The organism is Nocardia sp. NPDC052566 (assembly GCF_044547285.1).
GTDB lineage: Bacteria > Actinomycetota > Actinomycetes > Mycobacteriales > Mycobacteriaceae > Nocardia.
This window is the reverse complement of sequence record NZ_JBIUAF010000001.1, coordinates 128,376-146,119: the sequence shown is the minus strand read 5'-3', so window position 1 is coordinate 146,119 and position 17,744 is coordinate 128,376. Positions and strand designations below refer to the sequence as shown.

Sequence of the window (17,744 nt, the reverse complement as noted above, 5' to 3'; positions counted from 1 at the left end):
CTACTGCGTGGACAACGATGGCCGGCTCGCGACGGCGCTATGGGCGGCTTGTTCGTCGGACAGTGTTTTTCCCGGAATTTCGGACAGTCCGCGCTCGGCAAGGTTCTTGCGGGCGAGCGCGAGCGGGAATCCGAGTACGCGCAGGTCGTGGAAGAGTTTGACGGCGATGGTCGGCCAGATCGCGCCGGACAGTTTGTACATCAGCGCGAGCGCGACGCCGCCGAACACCACCTGCGCCGCGACCGCGGGACGGAATCCGTGGCGCAGCCCGTCGATCACGCCACCGGCGAGCACGATCAGCACCCAGAACGGCATGCCGGGCCACAGCAGGGCGACCGCGTAGATGGTGAAGCCCCGGTAGACGATCTCCTCCGCGGGCGTGCTGAGCGAGTTCATGATCCACCAGAAGCGCTCGCGCGAGTTGGCGGGCGTGATGAAGACGACGTACTCGATCTGCTTGGCGATCCAGTCGCGCCCGGCCCGGCCGGTCAGTGGAATCACCACGGGACCGAGCAGATACGAGACATAGACGACGATGATGGCCAGGCCGATGACCTGCTCGGCCGTGCTGAACCCGCGAAAGATGCTGGTATCGAAGCCCTTCAGGCCCAGGCCGCTCAGCGGTGTGCCGCTGACGGCGAACGCGAGCACGATGACGGCCAGCGTCAGCCAGGTCCGCAGCACGCCGCCTTGATAGAGGCGAACGCGCGCGTCCGACTGCGCGCCGAATTGCCGCGCGAAGACGCGGACGGAGAATATCTCGAAAAACGGCTCCGCGATGACGAGATAAATAAGAATGACCACGCAAAACAGTTCCATCGGGAAGCCACACTCACTTTTCGGTCTGGTGGATCTTTATCTATGGAATGGGAACCGTGGCCCCCTCGGGGTGATGACTGTTCACCCAGCGGTCGATGCTGCCCCAATCGGCCATCGCCTCGAAATATGGTCATCTACCTGCATATCCGCGACGTAGAGCAGACAGTACGCCCGTACTCCTACGACTGTCTATCTTTTCCATCTGGAATAAACTGTGACCTGCCACACGCTCAACTATGCGGAGAATTCACCTCCGCATTCAATTGAGAAATTAGTCCGATTTGCGCTTTTCTCCGAGCATTTACCGCGCATCACAGGGAAATAGTTGTCGGGAATTCAGCGAACAGACACCAGGCCCGAACACGGTGTCACACACAAATGGTTGCCAGTAGTTTGCTATTACATTCGTAGCCTAGCCGACCTGCGCAGTCGGCCACCAGCATCACCCCGGCAAACAGTTGGGCATTCGGTTACCGAGGTAACCGCACGGTGGCAGACGATGAACCGTCGATGAACTCGACGGCGGTCCACCGGCTCCGTGTACCTGTTCGTTCGCATCCGGCGGTCACTGACGCCAACACGGAATACGCTGGTAGACATGAGCATTCCGTACGACCGGCGCGATCAGCTCGACAAGATCCAGGCGGGGCTGCTGCCGGGCGAACAGATTCTCGCCGTCTACGATGCGATCGGGGTCGGCACCGGATTCCTCGGACTCACCGATTTGCGCGTGATCATCCAGGACAACTCGTTCGTGGGTAAGAAGATCGCGATCACCAGCATCCCGTACTCGCGCATCTCCAGCGTCAGCATCCTCACCAACAAGTCGTTCGCGGGCCAGTTCTTCTCCTCGGGCCAGATCGCCATCAGCACCGGCCACCACACCTACGAGGTCGAATTCCGCGGCGACGAGAAGACCAAGCACGTGCACAACGTGATCCTGCACTACATCGCGCGCTGACCCGCTCGGCGCGAGGAGGCGCGTTCGCCCCCATCGAGTGATGGAAGTAACGTGCCCTCACATGAGTGAGGATCTGCTTGGTAAGAGTGCGCTTGTGTCCGGGGCCAGTCGGGGGATCGGGAAGGCGGTGGCGGCGGAGCTGTTGCGGCGGGGGGCGAATGTGCTGATCACGGCGCGTAAGCCGGAGCCGCTGGCGGAGGCTGCGGCCGAGCTGCGCGCGCTCGGCCATCAGGGGGAGGTCATCGCGCTGGCGGGGAATTCCGGCGATCCGGAGAGCAGGGCCGCCGCGGTGGGGCGGGTGGTCTCGGAGTTCGGGTCGATCGACATTCTGGTCAACAACACCGGGATCAATCCGATCTACGGGTCGCTGATGGAGGCGGACCTGGATGCGGTACGCAAGATCTTCGACGTGAATGTCGTTGCCGCGCTCGGCTATCTGCAGGAGGCCTACAAGGCGTGGATGCGCGACAATGGTGGTGCGGTGGTGAATGTCGCCAGCGTCGCCGGTATCCGGTCCTCGGGGGTGATCGCGGCCTACGGCGCGTCCAAGGCGGCGCTGATCCGGCTGACCGATGAGCTGGCCTGGCAGCTCGGGCCGAAGATCAGGGTGAACGCGGTCGCGCCCGGCGTGGTGAAGACGAAATTCGCCGACGCGCTGTACTCGGCCGACGAAGAGAAGGCGGCGAGCGTCTACCCGATGAAGCGACTCGGCGCACCGGAGGACGTGGCCAAGCTGATCGCGTTCCTTGTCTCCGACGAGGCGTCCTGGATCACCGGCGAAACAATCCGGGTTGACGGCGGGCTGCTGTCCACCGGCGGAATCTGACCGGGCGGCAAGCGCTTTCGGCGGGCGGTGCGCACTCCCCCGCCCGCCGGAACTCAGACCCGCGCAGGCTGGCGCCAGTCGTCATCGTCGCGCACCGGCAGGCTCGGCCCCTCCTCGAGCCCGAACCGGTCGTGCAGCCTGCGCAGCGGCTCCGGCGCGTACCAGTTCCAGTCGCCGAGCACCTTCATCGCCGCGGGCAGCAGGAATCCGCGCACCAGCGTCGCGTCGACGAGCACGGCCAGCGGCAGGCCGATGCCGAACGCCTTCATGAAGGTGATGTCGGAGGCGAGGAAACCGAGGAACACCAGCGAGATCAGCACCGCGGCGGCGGTGACGATCCTGCCGATCCGCTCCAGGCCCACGGCGACCGCCGGTGCGTTCTTACCGGTGCGCTCGTACTCCTCGAAGATGCGCGACAGCAGGAATACCTGATAGTCCATCGCGAGGCCGAACGCGGCGCCGAACAGCATCACCGGCACCGTCGGCGGTAGATCGCCGGTGACGGTGAAGTCGAGCAGCCCGGACAGATGCCCGTCCTGGAAGATCCACACCAGCGCGCCGAATGTCGCGGTGAGGCTCAGCACGCTGAGCACGATCGCCAGCACGGGCAGCACCACGCTGCCGGTCAGCATGAACAGCACGATCATCATCACGATCACCACGAAGCCGAGCGCCCATGGCAGCGTCGAGAGGACGGTGTCGATGGCGTCGGCGTTGGCGGCGGCGACCCCGCCGAACAGCACCCGCGAGGGCGCCCGCACCGTGCGCACGTCGGCGGCGACCTCGTCCAGCACGGCCGGATCGGTCGAGTCGGGCACGATCGACAGATACGCCGCCTTCTCGGCGCCGAACCGGGTGTGCTGCGGGCCGGGCTCGACGAGCAGCCCGCCGTGCGCGTAGCTGCCGGTGACGGCGTCGACGCGGCGCACGTGATCCACCTGTGCGAGCTTCCTGGCGTATTCGTCGACACCGCCGGCACTGTCGGGCAGCACGGCGAACACCCCGTTCTGCTCGGTGACGGCGAATTCGCGCTGCACGATCTCGGCGATCTGGCGGCCCGCCATCGTCTCCGGCAGCGAACGTTCGTCCGGGAAGCCGAGTTTCACGCCGAGGAACGGCGTGCCGAGCAACAGCAGCAGCGCCGCGACGGTCAGCCCGATCGGGATCGGGCGGCGCATCACGAACACCGCGAGGCGATGCCACGATCCGTCACCGGTGTTGTCCCGCTTGCGCTTCCACAACCGGCCCTTATCGATCCTGGTGCCGACCAGCAGCAGGATCGCGGGCAGCACGGTCAGCGACACCACCGCGGCGATCGCCGCGACGACGAGGCCCGCGTAGCCCATGGACCGCACCGCGAGCAGCGGGAAGAACAGCAGACCCGACAGCGCCACCGCGACGGTGACCGCGGAGAACGCCACCGTGCGCCCCGCCGAGCGCATGGTCGCGGCCACCGCGTCGGACGGCCGTGCGCCCGAGGCGAGTTCGTCGCGATAGCGGCTGATGATCAGCAGGCTGTAGTCGATCGCCAGGCCGAGGCCGAGCAGCGTGGCCACATTGGTCGCGGTCGCGGCGAGCTCGGTGGCCGCCGCGATCAGCGACAGCGCGCCCATGGTGATCAGCACCGTGATCAGCGCGACCACCAGCGGCAGGCTGGCGGCGACGAGGCTGCCGAAGACGAGCACCAGCGCGACGAGGGTGATCGGGAAGGCGATCGATTCACCGGCGGCCGCGTCCGTCGCGCTCTGCTGCACGGTCTCGTGCAGCAGCATCGCGTAGCCGCCGACCCGCACCTCGACCGCGCCGTGCTTACCGCCGAACCGCTCGGCGAGACCGCCGACGCGCTGATCCACCTCGGCCTCGCTGCCGAGGATGCTGGCCACGATCAGGCCCTTGGTGCCGTCGGCGCCGCGCAGCGCGGGCAGCTTGCCGTCGGTCCAGTAGGAGGCGACGCCGGCGACGCCGGGCTCCTTCTTCAGCTTCTCCGCCAACTCCTTTGCCGCACTGGCCGATTCCGGCTCGTCGACGGATTTGCCCGTCTGCACGAGCAGCACCAGATTCGGCGCGGCCTGGCCGAACCTGTCCCGGAGAATGTCGGCGGCCTGGGTGGATTCGCTGCCCGGATCGATATATCCGCCGCCGAGTACCTTGTCGAACAGTGTCGAGCTGAGCATGCCCATCACCAGCGCGGTGACCGCGAACACGGCCAGGATCCATCGGCTGCGCCGCCTGGTCAGTTCGAACACTGCACTCCCCTAACATGTGCCCGGTACTCGCCTCCTGCCCCGGCGAACCGGCGCGCCCGCTCGCGCACCGCGACACCGGGCATCGGTCGCAGGAGCGGCGCCCCGCGATCCTAGCAATGTGAAACGCAACTCCGGTGAGCGAGAACACGTTTGCCGATTCCCGCGCACGACGGCACCGAACCCCGCGCACCCGCGCCGACCTCGCGGTTCCCGCACACCCGGCGATCAACCTATGAACAACGTCACCGCCGATATCCGGTGACTATCACCAGGCGGCGGGCGGCCGTCCGGCGTCGAGTAGGCTCCGCACGATCACGCCCATCGCACCAGACCAGCGCACGGAAGGACCGATGCACGCACGCGAACTCCTTGCGGCCCAGCCCTTTCCGCACTGGGACGCCCGATGACGACCGGTGGCACCGCCGCGGACGTCATCGTCTGCGGGCTCGGGCCCGCCGGTCGCGCGCTCGCCCATCGCTGCCTGGCACACGGGCTATCGGTCATCGCCATCGATCCGGCGCCGGATCGGCACTGGTCGGCCACCTATGCGGCATGGGATGACGAACTGCCGCAGTGGGTTCCGCACGAGGTGGTCGCGGCAACCATCGATCGCCCGACGGCATGGGGCACCCGCGCTCATCGCATCGACCGCGCCTACGTGGTGTTCGACGCCGAGGCACTGCGAGAGTCGTTGTCGCTCAGCGGAGCACGGGTGATCGCGGATCGGGTGGCCGAGATCGGCGACAACGTCGTGCGCACGACCGCGGGCACGGTACTCACCGCCGACCGGGTGTTCGACGCGCGCGGCATCGCCCGCTCCCCCGCCCTGGCCGAGCAGACCGCCGCCGGTGTCGTCGTGCCCCGCGACCGGGTCGCGGGGCTCGAGCCGCTGTTCATGGATTGGCGCAGGGACAACGGCGCCGAGGCCGCGGCGCCGCGCTCGTTCCTCTACGCCGTCCCGCTCGGCCCCGACACCGTGCTGCTGGAGGAGACCTGCCTCGCCGGTCGGCCCGCGCTGGACGGCGCGACGCTGCGCGCCCGGCTGGAGCACAGATTGCGGGCGCGCGGTATCGCACTCACCGGCGACGAACCGGTCGAGCGGGTGCGCTTCCCCGTCCACGGCGGCACACCGGGCCCGAGCACCTTCGGCGCGGTGGGCGGATTCACCCATCCCGCAACGGGTTACAGCGTCGCCGCGGCACTGGCCGCCGCGGACGCGGTCGCCGCGGGCACCTCGGTGTGGCCCGCCTCGGCGAAGGCGGTGTACGCGCTGCGCGCGGCGGGCCTGCGGGCACTGCTCGCGCTCCCGCCCGACGACCTGCCCGTTTTCTTCGACGCCTTCTTCGCCATGCCCGCCCGCGCCCAGCGCGCCTACCTGTCCGGACGCGCCGACCTCACCGGCACCGCCGCCGCGATGCGCCACCTCTTCACCGGCCTGCCGCCTCGGCTTCGGCGCCGAATCGCCGTCGCGACGCTGGGGTTTCCCGTTCGCTCGCATATTCGAATGCCGTCGTCCATCATGGAGTGATGGCACGAGCTATCTGGAAAGGCTCGATTGCATTCGGGCTGGTAAATGTCCCTGTGAAGGTCTACACCGCGACAGAGGACCACGATATCCGGTTCCATCAGGTGCACGCCAAGGACGGCGGCCGGATCAAATACGACCGGGTCTGCACGGTCTGCGGGAAATCCGTGCAGTACGCCGATATCGATAAGGCCTACGAATCCCCCGAGGGCGACAAGGTCATCCTGTCCGACGAGGACTTCGCGAAACTGCCCGCGGCCGAACGCCACGAGATCCCGGTGCTGCAGTTCGTGCCGTCCGAACAGATCGACCCGATCCTGTACGAGAAGAGCTACTACCTCGAACCGGATTCGACGACGCCGAAAGCCTATGTACTGCTGGCCAAGACGCTGGAGCGGATCGACCGCACCGCGCTGGTGCACTTCACGCTGCGCCAGAAGACCAGGCTTGCCGCGCTGCGGGTGCGCGAGGGCATGCTGGTGCTGCAGACGCTGCTGTGGCCCGATGAGGTGCGCGCGGTGGAATTCGAGTCGCTCGACGACGCCGCCGATCCCAAACCGCAGGAAATCAAGATGGCCGAGACCCTGGTCGCGACCATGTCGGACGATTTCGATCCCGACCTGTTCACCGACGAGTACCAGATCGAGCTGAAGCGACTACTCGACGAGGCCATCGCGAGCGGCACCGGCAAGGTGACCAGCCATGCCGAGGCGCCCGCCGCGGCGATGGATGCCGAGGTGGTCGACCTGGTCGCGGCGCTGCAGCGCAGCCTGGAGCAGAGCGGCCGCCGCTCGGTCGACGGCGACGCCGCGCCGAAGGCGGCGAAGACCGCGAAGAAAGCGCCCGCCAAGGCGGCGAAGAAGACCGCGGCCAAGCAGCCCGCGAAGAAAGCCGCCAAGAAGACCGCCGCGCGCAAGGGCGCCTGAACAGCGCCGCTCGGCGGGCACACCGTCGCGTCGCGCGGGTCACAGTGCGCCGTTTGGCAGACTGTCCGGCATGGACTCCGCCGTTGTGATAGTCCCGATGGGCCTCGGCCACCTGCGCCAAGTGCTCGATCTCGGGCACGAGGTATTCGATATCAACGCCAAGCCCTACACCTCGTGGTCGCTGACCTCGGTCGCCGAACACCTCGACAGCCCGGACAACGCGTGCTGGGTCGCCCTCGATTCAGACCGAGTGGTCGGATTCGTGCTCGGGTCGATGGAATTCGAACTCCGCGACGACTGGGCCTATATCGAGTGGATCGCCGTCGCCCCCGATATGCAGGGCCACGGCATCGCGCGCCGCCTCATGGACGTGTGTGCCGAGGCGCTGTTCGCGCGCGGCGCCCGCCGGATCGTCACCGACGTCGAATCGCACAACACCGCCTCGGCCGCGCTGATGACGAAGAGCGGTTTTTCCGCCGCCGCCACCGTCACCCTGTTCGTCCGCCCCAATCCCGCCGATCCGGAAGCGGATTCGAGCGAGGGGCTGCCGCCGATGGCGCCGGGCACCAAGCGCGACCTGATCCGCCGTGGGCGCCTCGCGGGCGAAAAGCGCACCACCCGCTGACGTTCGGGAGGTCGTGCGGCCGCGAATCGCGCCGCACGACACCCGCTAGTTCGTTTCCGTCGCGCGCGCTCGTCCCTCCTCGAAGAAGGCGAGCAGGCTCGGCACATCGCGCACCTCGGCCAGCGGCCGCAGCGCGCCGAACGAGGCATTCCAGAAATCACCGGTGCGCGGATGCCACGGCCCCACATAGGCATACGGTCCCGGGTGCCCCGCATCACCCGGTGACACACCGTAATTCACCTCGTCCGCGGTAACCGACAGATCGAAATGCTCCGGCCACAGCACCGGTGTCAGCTCGGGCAGCAGATTCCGCAGCGCGGCATCGCCGGTGGCCAGCCATTCGGCGATCACGGCCGCCGCCTCCGCGTCGACCCGAACCGGGTCGGCGGGGTCGGCGCCGGTCGTGTCCCGGTACAGCCCGGTCGGCGCCTCCGCCGCAACCCCGGCCCGCTCGGCGATCTCTCGATAACTACCACTCAGCAGGGCGCGCCCATCCGCCCACACCAACTCGTCGCCCACCACCGACACCGGCAGCTTCACCCCGCCGAATCCCCCGGGCACCACCCCGAGCCGGATGGTGCCGAACTGCCGATACTGCGGCCCCGCGATCAACAGCTCCGCCACCGCGTGCAGCGAATCCCTGGTCCCTACGTACTGTGCCTCGTCCACACCGCAAATCATGTCCGGTGTGGACGCAGGCCGCCAGCCTTTCGCCGACGCTACTTGTCCGGCTCCTCCTCAGGCTCCGGGATCACGATCCCGAAGTGAGCCACGATCGCATGAACGCCCTGCTTCAACCCGGAGACGTCCTGCTTCAACCCGGAGACGTCCTGCTTCAACTCGGAGACGTCCTGCTTCAACTCGGAGACATCCTGCTTCAACCCGGAGACATCCTGCTTCAACCCGGAGACATCCTGCTTCAACCCGGAGACATCCTGCTTCAACCCAGAGACATCCTGCTCGAGCTTCTCGACGCGTTTGCTGACCTTCTTGAGTCGTCGATGCGTCTTCACGAGCAGGTCCTGGTTCACTTTCGCGTCTCCCTTCAGTCGATTACTCCGGCGCTCCAAAACCGTCACCCGCTGATCAAGCTCTGGCAGTGTTGTTGTCAATGTAGCCCCCTGCTCGTATTGATCGGACGCCCCAGTTTATGGCGGCATTCGCCCAGTACAAGGGCCTGTTCTCGGCACCTGGGGATGGACACGGCGGGTATTCACATGTCCGCCGGATGCCCTTGCGTGAGGGCGGATCTGGAGTACGGTCGATCAGCTGGTGACTCGCTTGTTGTCCGAAAGGAAGAGTTTGTCGGTGGGTTGCAGGGCGAAAGCGGTGTAGAACTCCGGCATGTTGCGGACGACCTGGTTGACGCGGAATTCGGGGGGTGAGTGGGAGTCGACGCCGAGGAGCATCGCGGCGGCTTCGGGGCTGGAGAGGTGGCGCCACATGCGGGCGCAGGCCAGGAACACGGGGCGGAAGTCGGGGGCGGTGACGCCGCGGCGCTGCTCGGCGATCCGGTAGGCGGCGAGAGTTGTTGCCATGCCGCGGATATCGGCGAGGTTCTCGGTGACGGTGAGCTCGCCGTTGACGTGCCGGTCGGCGGGCATCCCGGCGGGCACCAGCCCGTCGTACTGCGCGATCACCGCCTTGGTCACCTCGGCGAAGGCGGCCTTGTCGGCCGGGGTCCACCAGTCGCGCAGGTTGCCGTCGGCGTCGTATTTCGAACCCTCGCTGTCGAATCCGTGCCCGATCTCGTGGCCGATCACCATGCCGATACCGCCGTAGTTGACCGCGCGCTCGGCGCCGGGGTCGAAGAACGGCGGTTGCAGGATCGCCGCGGGGAAGACGATGTGGTTGAGTTCCCAGCTGTAATTGGCGTTCACGTCGATCGGGGTGAACATCGTCCATTCGCGGCGGTCCACCGGCGCGCCGAGTTTGCCGAGCTGGCGGCGGAATTCGAGCTGGTCGGCGGCGCGCAGCCCGGCGATGAGCTTGCCATTGGCGATGGGCAGCGCGCTGTAGTCGCGGCCGTGCTCCGGGTAGCCGATCAGCGGGATCATCTTGTCCACCTTGGCCACCGCGGCGGTGCGCGTCGGCTCCGACATCCACTCGGCGTTGGCCAGCCGAACTCGATAGGCGCTCAGCAGATCTCGGACGAGTTCTTCGACCTGCCGCTTGGCTTCCACCGGAAAGTGCTCGGCCACATACTTTCTGCCGAGCGCGTCACCGAGCCGCTCGCGCACGATGCGGATCGCCGAGCGCCAGCGCTCGGGCGGCTGCTTCGTGCCCTGCAATGCCTTCTCGAAGCAGTCGAACTGGGCGTCGGCGACGTTCTTCGGCAGTGCGACGGCATAGCGGCCGAACACCATGATCCGCAGATACTCCCGCCAGATCGAGTCGTCGGTATCGGCCCACAGCCGCGCCACCGCGGTGAGATAGGTCGGCTGGTCCACCAGGACGGTATCGAATCGCTCCGGCCGCTCCGTGACTCCGGCGCGCCAGGCATTCCAGTCGAATCCCGGTGCGAGCTCCGGCAATTGCGCCCAGCCGTACCGGTTGTACGACGACATGGATTCGATCAGCCGGACGAGGTCGAGCTGGGACGCGGCGATCTTCGTCTCCAGGTCGAGCACGCGGTCGGCCACCTCCGCCGGACGGGTCAGGCCCGCCGCCTGGGCCATCCGCTCCAGATAGGTGCGGTAGGCGGTGCGGACCTCGGCGTATTGCGGTTCCCGGTAGTACGACTCGTCCGGCAGGCCGAGGCCCGCCTGCACGAGGTAGGGCAGGTTCCGGCTCGAATCATGGCGATCCGGCCGCACTTCCAGCCGTACCAGGCCGGTCACGCCGAAGGTGGCGAATACCCCCATCAGCCGGGCCAGGTCGGATTTCGTTGTGGCGCGGTCGATCTCGGCGAGCAGATCGGCGATCGGCTCGATCCCGAGCCGATCGATCGTCGCGGTGTCGAGGAAGCTGTCGTAGAGATCGCGCAACCGCTGCTCGTCGGTGCCCGGCCGATCGGCCGGCAGCGATTCGAGGATCCTGTGCAGCCGCTCCTCGGTGCGATCGGTGACCTCGTCGAACCCGCCGTAGGACGACCGATCCGGCGGCAGCTGGTAATCGCGCAGCCAGGCGCCGTTGACGTGGCGGAACAGATCGTCCTGCGGCCGGATCGCCGGATCCGTGCCGGAAAGGTCGGGTCCGGCCGGTCTCGCCGGTGCGCTGCCGCCGCTGGCGGAGCAGGCCGTCAACCCGATCGCGACGGGGACGGCCGCCGCGACGGCCAGGAAACGCCGCCGATCGAGTCGGCGCGGATTATCGGTGGCACTGTCGGTATTTCCGTCGCGTGCGATCACCCTGGCGAGCCTAGGCCAACCAGGATCACCGTTTGATCATGCTGTCGGATGACATTCGGTAGCCCAGGTGGAGGATGCTGGAGTGCGGAAGGGAGTACCCATGGCCTTCGAGGTTCCCGTCATCGATATCTCCGCCTACACCGCCGGCGGTTCGGCGGCCGAGCGCGCCACGGTGGCCCGCCAGGTCGACGAGGCCGCGCGCACCGTCGGCTTCATGCAGATCCGCGGGCACGGCATCGCGGCACCCACGCTCGACGAATTCGCTTGCGCGCTCGACGAATTCTTCGCGCTCGCGCCCGAGGTGAAACACCGGTACCGCACCCCGCCGACGGCCAATCGCGGCTACTCGCCGCCGCAGTCGGAGAGCCTGAGCCTCAGCCTCGGGGTGGCCTCGGCGACCAGGATGAACGACTACTTCGAGGCGTTCAACATCGGCAACACCGCCGCCGACTTCCCCGGCCTGGACCTGCCGCCGATCGACTATGCCGAGAACGTCTGGCCCGCGGAACTGCCGGCGTTCCAGGACCGGGTATCGGCCTACTATCGCGAGGCCGCGCGGGTCGCGCACACCATGACCACGGTCTTCGCCGCCGCGCTCGACCTGCCCGACGGCTACTTCGACCGCTTCATCGACCATCCGCTCGAGGTGATGCGGATGAACAACTACGCGCTGCCGCCGGGCGCCGTCGAACTCGACGGCGAGCTGAAAGGGATGGGCGAACACACCGACTACGGCATCGTCACCGTGCTGTGGGCCGACCAGGTGCCGGGACTACAGGTGCTCGGGGCGGACCGGCGCTGGCACGATGTGCAGCCCGCCGACGACGCGCTGCTGATCAACCTGGGCGATCTGATGGCCCGCTGGACCAACGAGCGCTGGCTGTCGACGCTGCACCGGGTGATGCCGCCGATCGTCGACGGCGCCATCACCCGGCGGCGCAGCGCGGCCTTCTTCCTCGACGGCAACGCCGAGGCGGTGATCGAGACGCTGCCCTCCTGCGTCGGGACGGGCAGCAGGTACGCCCCGATCACCGTCGGCGAGCACATCCGCACCAAGCTCGCCGGTTCGCGTGCGGGACAACCGAATACGAACGCGCCGAGGGAGGCGGCGCGGGTGCTCGCCGCCAACGAGCCGTGACTACTTGCGGAACTTGGCTTCGAGTTCCTTCAGCGTCGCCTGCAGGTCCTCGGGCGAGTTGGTCTTGAACTTGCCGTCGAAGTCCTTCTCCGCGCGGATCGCCGCCTCCACCTCCGGATCGTGGTAAATCCGCGTCAGCTTCAGGTACGTCGGGTTGTCCTTGTCGGCGGCCTTGGCCGCGAACACGTTGATGTACTGCTTGAGGTCGGGCCGCTCGGGATCGTCGGTGTAGATGGTCTCGTTCTTGCCGAGCCCGGCGGGCACCGCGAAGGTGTCGTCGACGAAGGCGGCGTCGACGCTGGTGAGCGACTGCGCCGTCAGCGTCGGCTCGATCGGGGTCAGCTTGACCTTGGACGCGTCCTGGTCAACGTCCTCGATCTTGGAATCCCAGCTCGGACCGCCCTTGAGCACGATCAGCCCGGCGGCGGCCAGGCTGAGCAGCGGGCGCACCTGGTTGGCCGAGTTGTTGCTGAGCGTGATCTGACCGCCCTTGGGGATATCGGCGACCGACCTGTGCTTCTTCGAGTACAACGTCAGCGGGAAGATCTCACTGGCGCCGATCGGCACCAGGGTGTCGTTGTTGCGCACGTTGTAATTGGCCAGGTAGCGCACGTGCTGGAACTTGTTGAGATCGATACGCCCCTGGGCGAGCGCGGGATTGGGCTGGTTGTAGTCGGAGAAGTTGGTGAACTCGACCTTGATGCCCTGTTCGGCGGCCTTCTTCTTGAAGACCTCCCAGTGCGGCAGTGCGAGATCGTTCACACCGATACGCACCACGTCCGCCGAGTGCTCCTTGCCACAGGCCACGCCACCGGCGGCCAGGGCGAGCAGAAGAGGAATCGCCAGCATACGGCGCAGTTTTCGCATTGGACGCAACCTAGACGAGCGTCCAACTTTTCGGAAGGGTTTCACTCACGGCAATCCGAACCGTTGCCAACCGGATGCTGGTCCCGCTTGGATAACCGGGTTCATGTTGCGACAAAGCATTTCGGGAGCACGAGTGAAATTCAATCGGGTACTGGCGATCCCGGTCCTGGTAGCTACTGCGGCCCTCACCCTGACGGCGTGCGGTAACGATGACAAGGCTTCCGCCAACGTAGTCCGCATCGGCACGACCGACAAGGACAAGGCCTGGGACGTGTTCGAGCAGAAGGCGAAGGAGAAGGGGATCACGCTGAAGATCACCAACTTCTCCGACTACAAGCAGCCGAACCTTGCCGTGTCGCAGAAGCAGATCGATCTGAATCTGTTCCAGCACCTGCAGTTCCTCGGCGCCTACAACGTCGCCAACAACGACACGCTGACGCCGATCGCCGCCACCTACATCGTGCCGCTCGGCCTGTACTCCAAGAAGCACAAGACGCTGGCCGATCTGCCGCAGGGCGCCGAGATCGCCATCCCGAACGATCCGACCAACCAGGCGCGGGCACTGTTCGTGCTCCAGGCCGCCGGTCTGCTCAAGCTGTCCTCGGATACTCGTTCGCCCTCGCCCGCCGATATCGACAAGGGCGCGTCCAAGGTGAAGGTCACCCCGGTCGACGCCGCGCAGACCGCGCTCTCGCTGGCCTCGGTCGACGGCTCGGTGATCAACAACACCTTCCTCGATCGCTCCGGCATCGACCCCAATTCCGCGCTGTACAAGGACGATCCGAAGAATCCGGCGGCCGAGCCGTACATCAATGTGGTGGTGAGCCGCGCCGAGGACAAGGCCAACCCGCTGTACAAGCAGGTCGCCGATCTGTGGCACGACCCCGAGGTGCAGAAGGCGCACACCGAGGTGACCAAGGGCACCGCCGTCGAGGTCAAGCGCGACGGCCAGCAGCTGGAGCAGATCCTGGCGACGGTGCAGCAGACCGTGCGCGCGGGCAAGTGACCGAGGACACGACTCCGGCCGTCGAATTCCGCTCCGTCACCAAGGTTTTCGGTAAGGGAGCGGACCGCCACGTCGCACTCGACGAGATCGACCTGCGCATCGAGCATGGCGAGATCTTCGGCGTGATCGGCTATTCCGGCGCGGGCAAGTCCACCCTGGTGCGGCTGATCAACGCGCTGGAGAAGCCGACGAGCGGCACCGTGACCATCTCCGGCACCCCCATCACCGGGGTGCCGGAGCGGCAGGTGCGCAGGCTGCGCCGCGATATCGGCATGGTGTTCCAGCAGTTCAACCTGTTCCGATCGCGGACAACCGCGGGCAATATCGAATACCCGCTGAAGGTGGCGGGCTGGAAGCGCGCCGAGCGCAAGGCGCGGGTCGCCGAGCTGCTCGAGTTCGTCGGGCTCACCGACAAGGCGCGCAACTACCCAGACCAGCTCTCCGGCGGGCAGAAGCAGCGCGTCGGCATCGCCCGCGCGCTGGCCACCAGCCCGTCGCTGCTGCTCGCCGACGAATCCACCTCCGCACTGGATCCCGAGACGACGCAGGAAGTGCTGCGGCTGCTGAAGAAGATCAACCGCGAACTCGGCGTCACCATCGTGGTGATCACCCACGAGATGGATGTGATCCGCGCGGTGGCCGATCGGGTCGCGGTGCTGGCCGAGGGCAAGATCGTCGAATTGGCCAGCACCTTCGATGTTTTCGCGGCGCCGAAGGCGACGCCGACGCAGTCGTTCGTGGAGACCGTGCTGCACAACCGGCCGACCGATGAAGAACTGCGACGACTCACGGCACTGCACGGCGGCCGCCTGGTCACCGTGGACATCGATGATCGGCGCGGGATCGGCGCGGCGCTGGCCGCGGCCGCGCACGCCGACGTGCGGTTCGAGGTGGTCTACGGCGGCGTGAGCACGTTGCAGGACAAGACATTCGGCAGCGTCACGCTGGCACTGCACGGCCCGGACGACGCGATCGACAAGGTGGTCGACGAACTCGACCGCCGCCGCTAGCGACTGCTCGCAGGTCGCTCGAAAAGATTCAGCGCGTGAGAGGGGCTGGTATGCATACAGATTGGGACAAGCTGCAACCGGTGCTGACCGAAGCGATCGGCACCACCATCTATCTCGTACTGCTCACCTTCGTGGTCGGCGGCGTGATCGGACTGTTCCTCGGCACCGTGCTCTACACCACCCGCAAGGGCGGGCTGCTGGCCAACGCGCCGATCAACCTGGTGCTCAACGTGCTGGTGAACGTGGTGCGACCGATTCCGTTCATCATCCTGCTCGCCGCGCTCGGACCGATCACCCTCGAAGTGGTCGGCACCACCATCGGCACCGACGCCGCGGCCTTCGTGATGATCGTGGCGGCGTCGTTCGGCATCGCGCGCATCGTCGAACAGAACCTGGTGACCGTCGACCCCGGTGTGATCGAGGCGGCACGTGCCGTCGGCGCCGGGCCGCTGCGCATCATCCTGACGCTGCTCATCCCGGAAGCGTTGGGGCCCTTGGTACTCGGCTACACCTTCGTGGTGATCGCGATCGTCGACATGTCCGCGATGGCTGGTACCGTCGGCGGCGGCGGGCTCGGCGATTTCGCGCTGGTCTACGGGTATCAGCGCTTCGACTGGCAGGTCACCCTGGTGGCCACGCTGATCATCATCGCCGGCGTGCAGGTCATCCAGTTCGCCGGTAACTGGCTGGCTCGAAAAGTACTGCGCCGCTGAAACATTCCAGGCATTCCGGCCACTGGGAGGTCGGAAACGAATGAGAGGGTGCACGGCCGTCGGCTGTGCACCCTCTCATGCTTTTCCGTCCTAGTCCGAACCCGCGGTGCACTTCCACAGCGAGATCCGGCCGCGATCGCCACCACCGCCGGCGGAACCGGAGAACGGCATCGGCGATTTGCCCTTGTTGAGCTCGTCGAGCGCCTTGCGCTCGGCCTCGGCCCGGTTGGCGCCGAACGCACCGACGTAGCGGTTCTGATCGGCGCTCTCCGCGATGGCACCGCAGCCGTTGACGAAACGCACCGCGATGGTGCAGTCCGACCTGCCGCATTCGGCCAGCGCCGCGGCATCCGATTCGGCCCAGTTCGGGTAATTCCAGCCCGACCCGTAGTAGGTGCTGTCGACCGGGACCGCGATGGCCAGCGAGCCGTAGAGCGCGCCGTCAGGACCGCGGTCGGCGTTCGCCGTGCCCGCGCCCATGGCGACGATGGCTGCCGTCGACGAGACGGCAAGCCCAAGGGCTTTTTTGCCCGATACAGACATGGTGGTACTCCCCATCAGACATAGCTTCGCCCTCCGAAGCTGTGTCAGATCATGGCCGAGCGCGACCCGAATGTCCAAACCTTCGTCAGCGCGCGTTGGACGTGCATTCCGAGGCGAGGATCTTCGGCGCCTTCGGCGCCGAGCTGCCCAGGTTGATCAGCGGCATGTTGACCGGACCGGCATCGGCGACCGCGAGCCGTTCGGCCTCGGCCCGCGTCTTGCCCCAGGCCCGGCCGAGCTTGCCGTCACCGTTGCGCGCGATGGCGCCGCACGCGTTGTTGAACTGCACGACCACCTGACAACGCGAGTTACCGCATTCCCGCAGTGCCCGCGCGTCCGAATCGCTCCAGTTCGAGTAGTCGGCGCCCCACCCGACGAGCACGTCGCCATTGGCTTCGACCGACATCGCCAGCGACCCGAACAAACCATCGTCCGCGTGTGCGGTACCCGGTGCGACCGCGACGAATGCGGCGGCAGCGGATCCGATCACCCCGAGGGCGGCTTTACGCGACAGTGCCATGTGATTACACCCCGTTCGACAAACAGCTTCTCTCGCAAGATCATTGCCGAGATACCCGATTTGTCAAAATCTTCCGGATAGGCGAAGGGTGCCCGCGCCGCAGGACGCGGGCACCCGCACGCCCGTAATGATGCGGCGATTATCCCTGGTCACCTGTGCACGCCGTGTGCAGGATCGTGGCCGTCTTGGGCGCCGAGCTGCCGAAGTTCGGGAACGGCGGCGCGAGCGGACCGAGTGCCTCGATCGCTTTGCGCTCCGCTTCGGCCCGCGTAGCGCCGACGCCGCCCGCGTATTTGCCGTCGCGGCCCGAACTCTCCGCGATCGAACCGCACCCGTCGACGAAACGCGCGAGCACGACGCAGCTCGAACTGCCACACTCGCTCAGCGCACGAGCGTCGGCCCGGTCCCAGCTCGAGTAGTTCCAGCCCGCACCCGTTGTGCCCGTGCGGTTGTCGACCGCGATCGCGCCGTAGTACCGGCCGTCCTGATCCGGTCCGGCGTGTGCCGTTCCCACCCCGGCCGCCATGAACACGGTCGCCGACGCGGCGACCAGACCCAGGACAGCCTTGTCCGACAATGACATCGAATTCTCCCCGTTCCACAAACAACTTCGAGACAAGAGATGCCTCGAGACAAGATCATTGTTGAATTACCGGATTTACCCAAATC

At 66.7% G+C, this 17,744-nt stretch carries 18 protein-coding genes; 9 read left to right on the top strand and 9 right to left on the bottom strand.

Features of this window, described 5'->3' with window-relative positions; all coding sequences use genetic code 11:
- Entirely contained in the window at window positions 1-804 is an 804-nt protein-coding gene (locus ACIG5A_RS00665) for a type II CAAX prenyl endopeptidase Rce1 family protein (protein WP_397236179.1), read from the bottom strand.
- Between the two features lie 613 nt (window positions 805-1,417).
- Between ACIG5A_RS00665 and ACIG5A_RS00660 the strand changes: the two genes are divergently transcribed.
- Together ACIG5A_RS00660 and ACIG5A_RS00655 are read left to right on the top strand one after the other, a co-directional pair.
- Window positions 1,418-1,780: a PH domain-containing protein gene (locus ACIG5A_RS00660; protein WP_397236176.1), complete on the top strand. Its 363-nt coding sequence runs from the start codon at window positions 1,418-1,420 to the stop codon at window positions 1,778-1,780.
- Window positions 1,781-1,841: 61 nt separating this feature from the next.
- On the top strand, window positions 1,842-2,606 hold the full coding sequence (locus ACIG5A_RS00655; protein ID WP_397236174.1) for an SDR family oxidoreductase: 765 nt from the start codon (window positions 1,842-1,844) through the stop codon (window positions 2,604-2,606).
- A gap of 53 nt (window positions 2,607-2,659) precedes the next feature.
- On the opposite strand, the gene ACIG5A_RS00650 is transcribed toward ACIG5A_RS00655, so the two are convergent.
- Window positions 2,660-4,852: an MMPL family transporter gene (locus ACIG5A_RS00650; protein ID WP_397236172.1), complete on the bottom strand. Its 2,193-nt coding sequence runs from the start codon at window positions 4,850-4,852 to the stop codon at window positions 2,660-2,662.
- A gap of 403 nt (window positions 4,853-5,255) precedes the next feature.
- On the opposite strand from ACIG5A_RS00650, the gene ACIG5A_RS00645 reads away from it, so the two are divergent.
- The 3 genes from ACIG5A_RS00645 to ACIG5A_RS00635 all read left to right on the top strand — a co-directional run bounded on the left by ACIG5A_RS00645 (window position 5,256) and on the right by ACIG5A_RS00635 (window position 7,928).
- The gene (locus tag ACIG5A_RS00645) at window positions 5,256-6,380 is read left to right on the top strand and encodes a lycopene cyclase family protein (protein ID WP_397236170.1); all 1,125 of its coding nucleotides are present in this window, start codon (window positions 5,256-5,258) and stop codon (window positions 6,378-6,380) included.
- A complete protein-coding gene (locus ACIG5A_RS00640; protein WP_397236168.1) occupies window positions 6,380-7,303 on the top strand; it encodes a Ku protein in 924 nt (307 codons plus the stop codon). The genes ACIG5A_RS00645 and ACIG5A_RS00640 overlap by 1 nt, the downstream gene beginning before the upstream one ends.
- Window positions 7,304-7,373: 70 nt before the next feature.
- Window positions 7,374-7,928: a GNAT family N-acetyltransferase gene (locus ACIG5A_RS00635; RefSeq protein ID WP_397236166.1), complete on the top strand. Its 555-nt coding sequence runs from the start codon at window positions 7,374-7,376 to the stop codon at window positions 7,926-7,928.
- A 45-nt stretch (window positions 7,929-7,973) separates the two neighbouring features.
- Here the strand turns inward: ACIG5A_RS00635 and ACIG5A_RS00630 are convergent, their stop codons facing one another.
- The 3 genes from ACIG5A_RS00630 to ACIG5A_RS00620 all read right to left on the bottom strand — a co-directional run bounded on the left by ACIG5A_RS00630 (window position 7,974) and on the right by ACIG5A_RS00620 (window position 11,278).
- Entirely contained in the window at window positions 7,974-8,597 is a 624-nt protein-coding gene (locus ACIG5A_RS00630) for a hypothetical protein (RefSeq protein WP_397236164.1), read from the bottom strand.
- A gap of 50 nt (window positions 8,598-8,647) precedes the next feature.
- On the bottom strand, window positions 8,648-9,040 hold the full coding sequence (locus ACIG5A_RS00625; protein ID WP_397236162.1) for a hypothetical protein: 393 nt from the start codon (window positions 9,038-9,040) through the stop codon (window positions 8,648-8,650).
- A 153-nt stretch (window positions 9,041-9,193) separates the two neighbouring features.
- Entirely contained in the window at window positions 9,194-11,278 is a 2,085-nt protein-coding gene (locus tag ACIG5A_RS00620; RefSeq protein ID WP_397236160.1) for a M13 family metallopeptidase, read from the bottom strand.
- Between the two features lie 100 nt (window positions 11,279-11,378).
- Here ACIG5A_RS00620 and ACIG5A_RS00615 point away from each other — a divergent pair, with 100 nt between their 5' ends.
- On the top strand, window positions 11,379-12,416 hold the full coding sequence (locus tag ACIG5A_RS00615) for an isopenicillin N synthase family dioxygenase (protein ID WP_397236158.1): 1,038 nt from the start codon (window positions 11,379-11,381) through the stop codon (window positions 12,414-12,416).
- Here the strand turns inward: ACIG5A_RS00615 and ACIG5A_RS00610 are convergent, their stop codons facing one another.
- A complete protein-coding gene (locus ACIG5A_RS00610; protein WP_397236156.1) occupies window positions 12,417-13,265 on the bottom strand; it encodes a MetQ/NlpA family ABC transporter substrate-binding protein in 849 nt (282 codons plus the stop codon).
- A 151-nt stretch (window positions 13,266-13,416) separates the two neighbouring features.
- Between ACIG5A_RS00610 and ACIG5A_RS00605 the strand changes: the two genes are divergently transcribed.
- The 3 genes from ACIG5A_RS00605 to ACIG5A_RS00595 are packed head-to-tail and all read left to right on the top strand — an operon-like array spanning window position 13,417 to window position 16,012.
- A complete protein-coding gene (locus tag ACIG5A_RS00605; RefSeq protein WP_397236154.1) occupies window positions 13,417-14,289 on the top strand; it encodes a MetQ/NlpA family ABC transporter substrate-binding protein in 873 nt (290 codons plus the stop codon).
- Window positions 14,286-15,299 (top strand): methionine ABC transporter ATP-binding protein, encoded by a 1,014-nt coding sequence (locus tag ACIG5A_RS00600; protein ID WP_397236152.1) that lies wholly within the window; start codon window positions 14,286-14,288, stop codon window positions 15,297-15,299. Before ACIG5A_RS00605 ends, ACIG5A_RS00600 begins: the two co-directional genes overlap by 4 nt.
- Window positions 15,300-15,349: 50 nt before the next feature.
- Window positions 15,350-16,012 (top strand): methionine ABC transporter permease, encoded by a 663-nt coding sequence (locus tag ACIG5A_RS00595; protein WP_397236149.1) that lies wholly within the window; start codon window positions 15,350-15,352, stop codon window positions 16,010-16,012.
- A gap of 90 nt (window positions 16,013-16,102) precedes the next feature.
- On the opposite strand, the gene ACIG5A_RS00590 is transcribed toward ACIG5A_RS00595, so the two are convergent.
- The 3 genes from ACIG5A_RS00590 to ACIG5A_RS00580 form a co-directional block, all read right to left on the bottom strand.
- The gene (locus ACIG5A_RS00590; RefSeq protein WP_397236147.1) at window positions 16,103-16,555 is read right to left on the bottom strand and encodes a DUF4189 domain-containing protein; all 453 of its coding nucleotides are present in this window, start codon (window positions 16,553-16,555) and stop codon (window positions 16,103-16,105) included.
- 85 nt (window positions 16,556-16,640) lie between these two features.
- Window positions 16,641-17,075 carry a DUF4189 domain-containing protein gene (locus ACIG5A_RS00585; RefSeq protein ID WP_397236145.1) on the bottom strand — a complete coding sequence of 145 codons (435 nt, stop codon included), beginning with the start codon at window positions 17,073-17,075 and terminating at the stop codon, window positions 16,641-16,643.
- A gap of 139 nt (window positions 17,076-17,214) precedes the next feature.
- Window positions 17,215-17,658 (bottom strand): DUF4189 domain-containing protein, encoded by a 444-nt coding sequence (locus ACIG5A_RS00580; RefSeq protein WP_397236143.1) that lies wholly within the window; start codon window positions 17,656-17,658, stop codon window positions 17,215-17,217.
- Window positions 17,659-17,744: the final 86 nt, after the last annotated feature.

What these genes read in the sequence shown, in the direction of transcription:
- ACIG5A_RS00660 (WP_397236176.1), top strand. Translation starts at nt 1,418, where the DNA reads ATGAGCATTCCGTACGACCGGCGCGATCAGCTCGACAAGATCCAGGCG.
- ACIG5A_RS00615 (WP_397236158.1), top strand. Translation starts at nt 11,379, where the DNA reads ATGGCCTTCGAGGTTCCCGTCATCGATATCTCCGCCTACACCGCCGGC.
- ACIG5A_RS00610 (WP_397236156.1), bottom strand. Translation starts at nt 13,265, where the DNA reads ATGCTGGCGATTCCTCTTCTGCTCGCCCTGGCCGCCGGTGGCGTGGCC.
- ACIG5A_RS00635 (WP_397236166.1), top strand. Translation starts at nt 7,374, where the DNA reads ATGGACTCCGCCGTTGTGATAGTCCCGATGGGCCTCGGCCACCTGCGC.
- ACIG5A_RS00590 (WP_397236147.1), bottom strand. Translation starts at nt 16,555, where the DNA reads ATGTCTGTATCGGGCAAAAAAGCCCTTGGGCTTGCCGTCTCGTCGACG.
- ACIG5A_RS00645 (WP_397236170.1), top strand. Translation starts at nt 5,256, where the DNA reads ATGACGACCGGTGGCACCGCCGCGGACGTCATCGTCTGCGGGCTCGGG.
- ACIG5A_RS00640 (WP_397236168.1), top strand. Translation starts at nt 6,380, where the DNA reads ATGGCACGAGCTATCTGGAAAGGCTCGATTGCATTCGGGCTGGTAAAT.
- ACIG5A_RS00580 (WP_397236143.1), bottom strand. Translation starts at nt 17,658, where the DNA reads ATGTCATTGTCGGACAAGGCTGTCCTGGGTCTGGTCGCCGCGTCGGCG.
- ACIG5A_RS00655 (WP_397236174.1), top strand. Translation starts at nt 1,842, where the DNA reads ATGAGTGAGGATCTGCTTGGTAAGAGTGCGCTTGTGTCCGGGGCCAGT.
- ACIG5A_RS00585 (WP_397236145.1), bottom strand. Translation starts at nt 17,075, where the DNA reads ATGGCACTGTCGCGTAAAGCCGCCCTCGGGGTGATCGGATCCGCTGCC.
- ACIG5A_RS00595 (WP_397236149.1), top strand. Translation starts at nt 15,350, where the DNA reads ATGCATACAGATTGGGACAAGCTGCAACCGGTGCTGACCGAAGCGATC.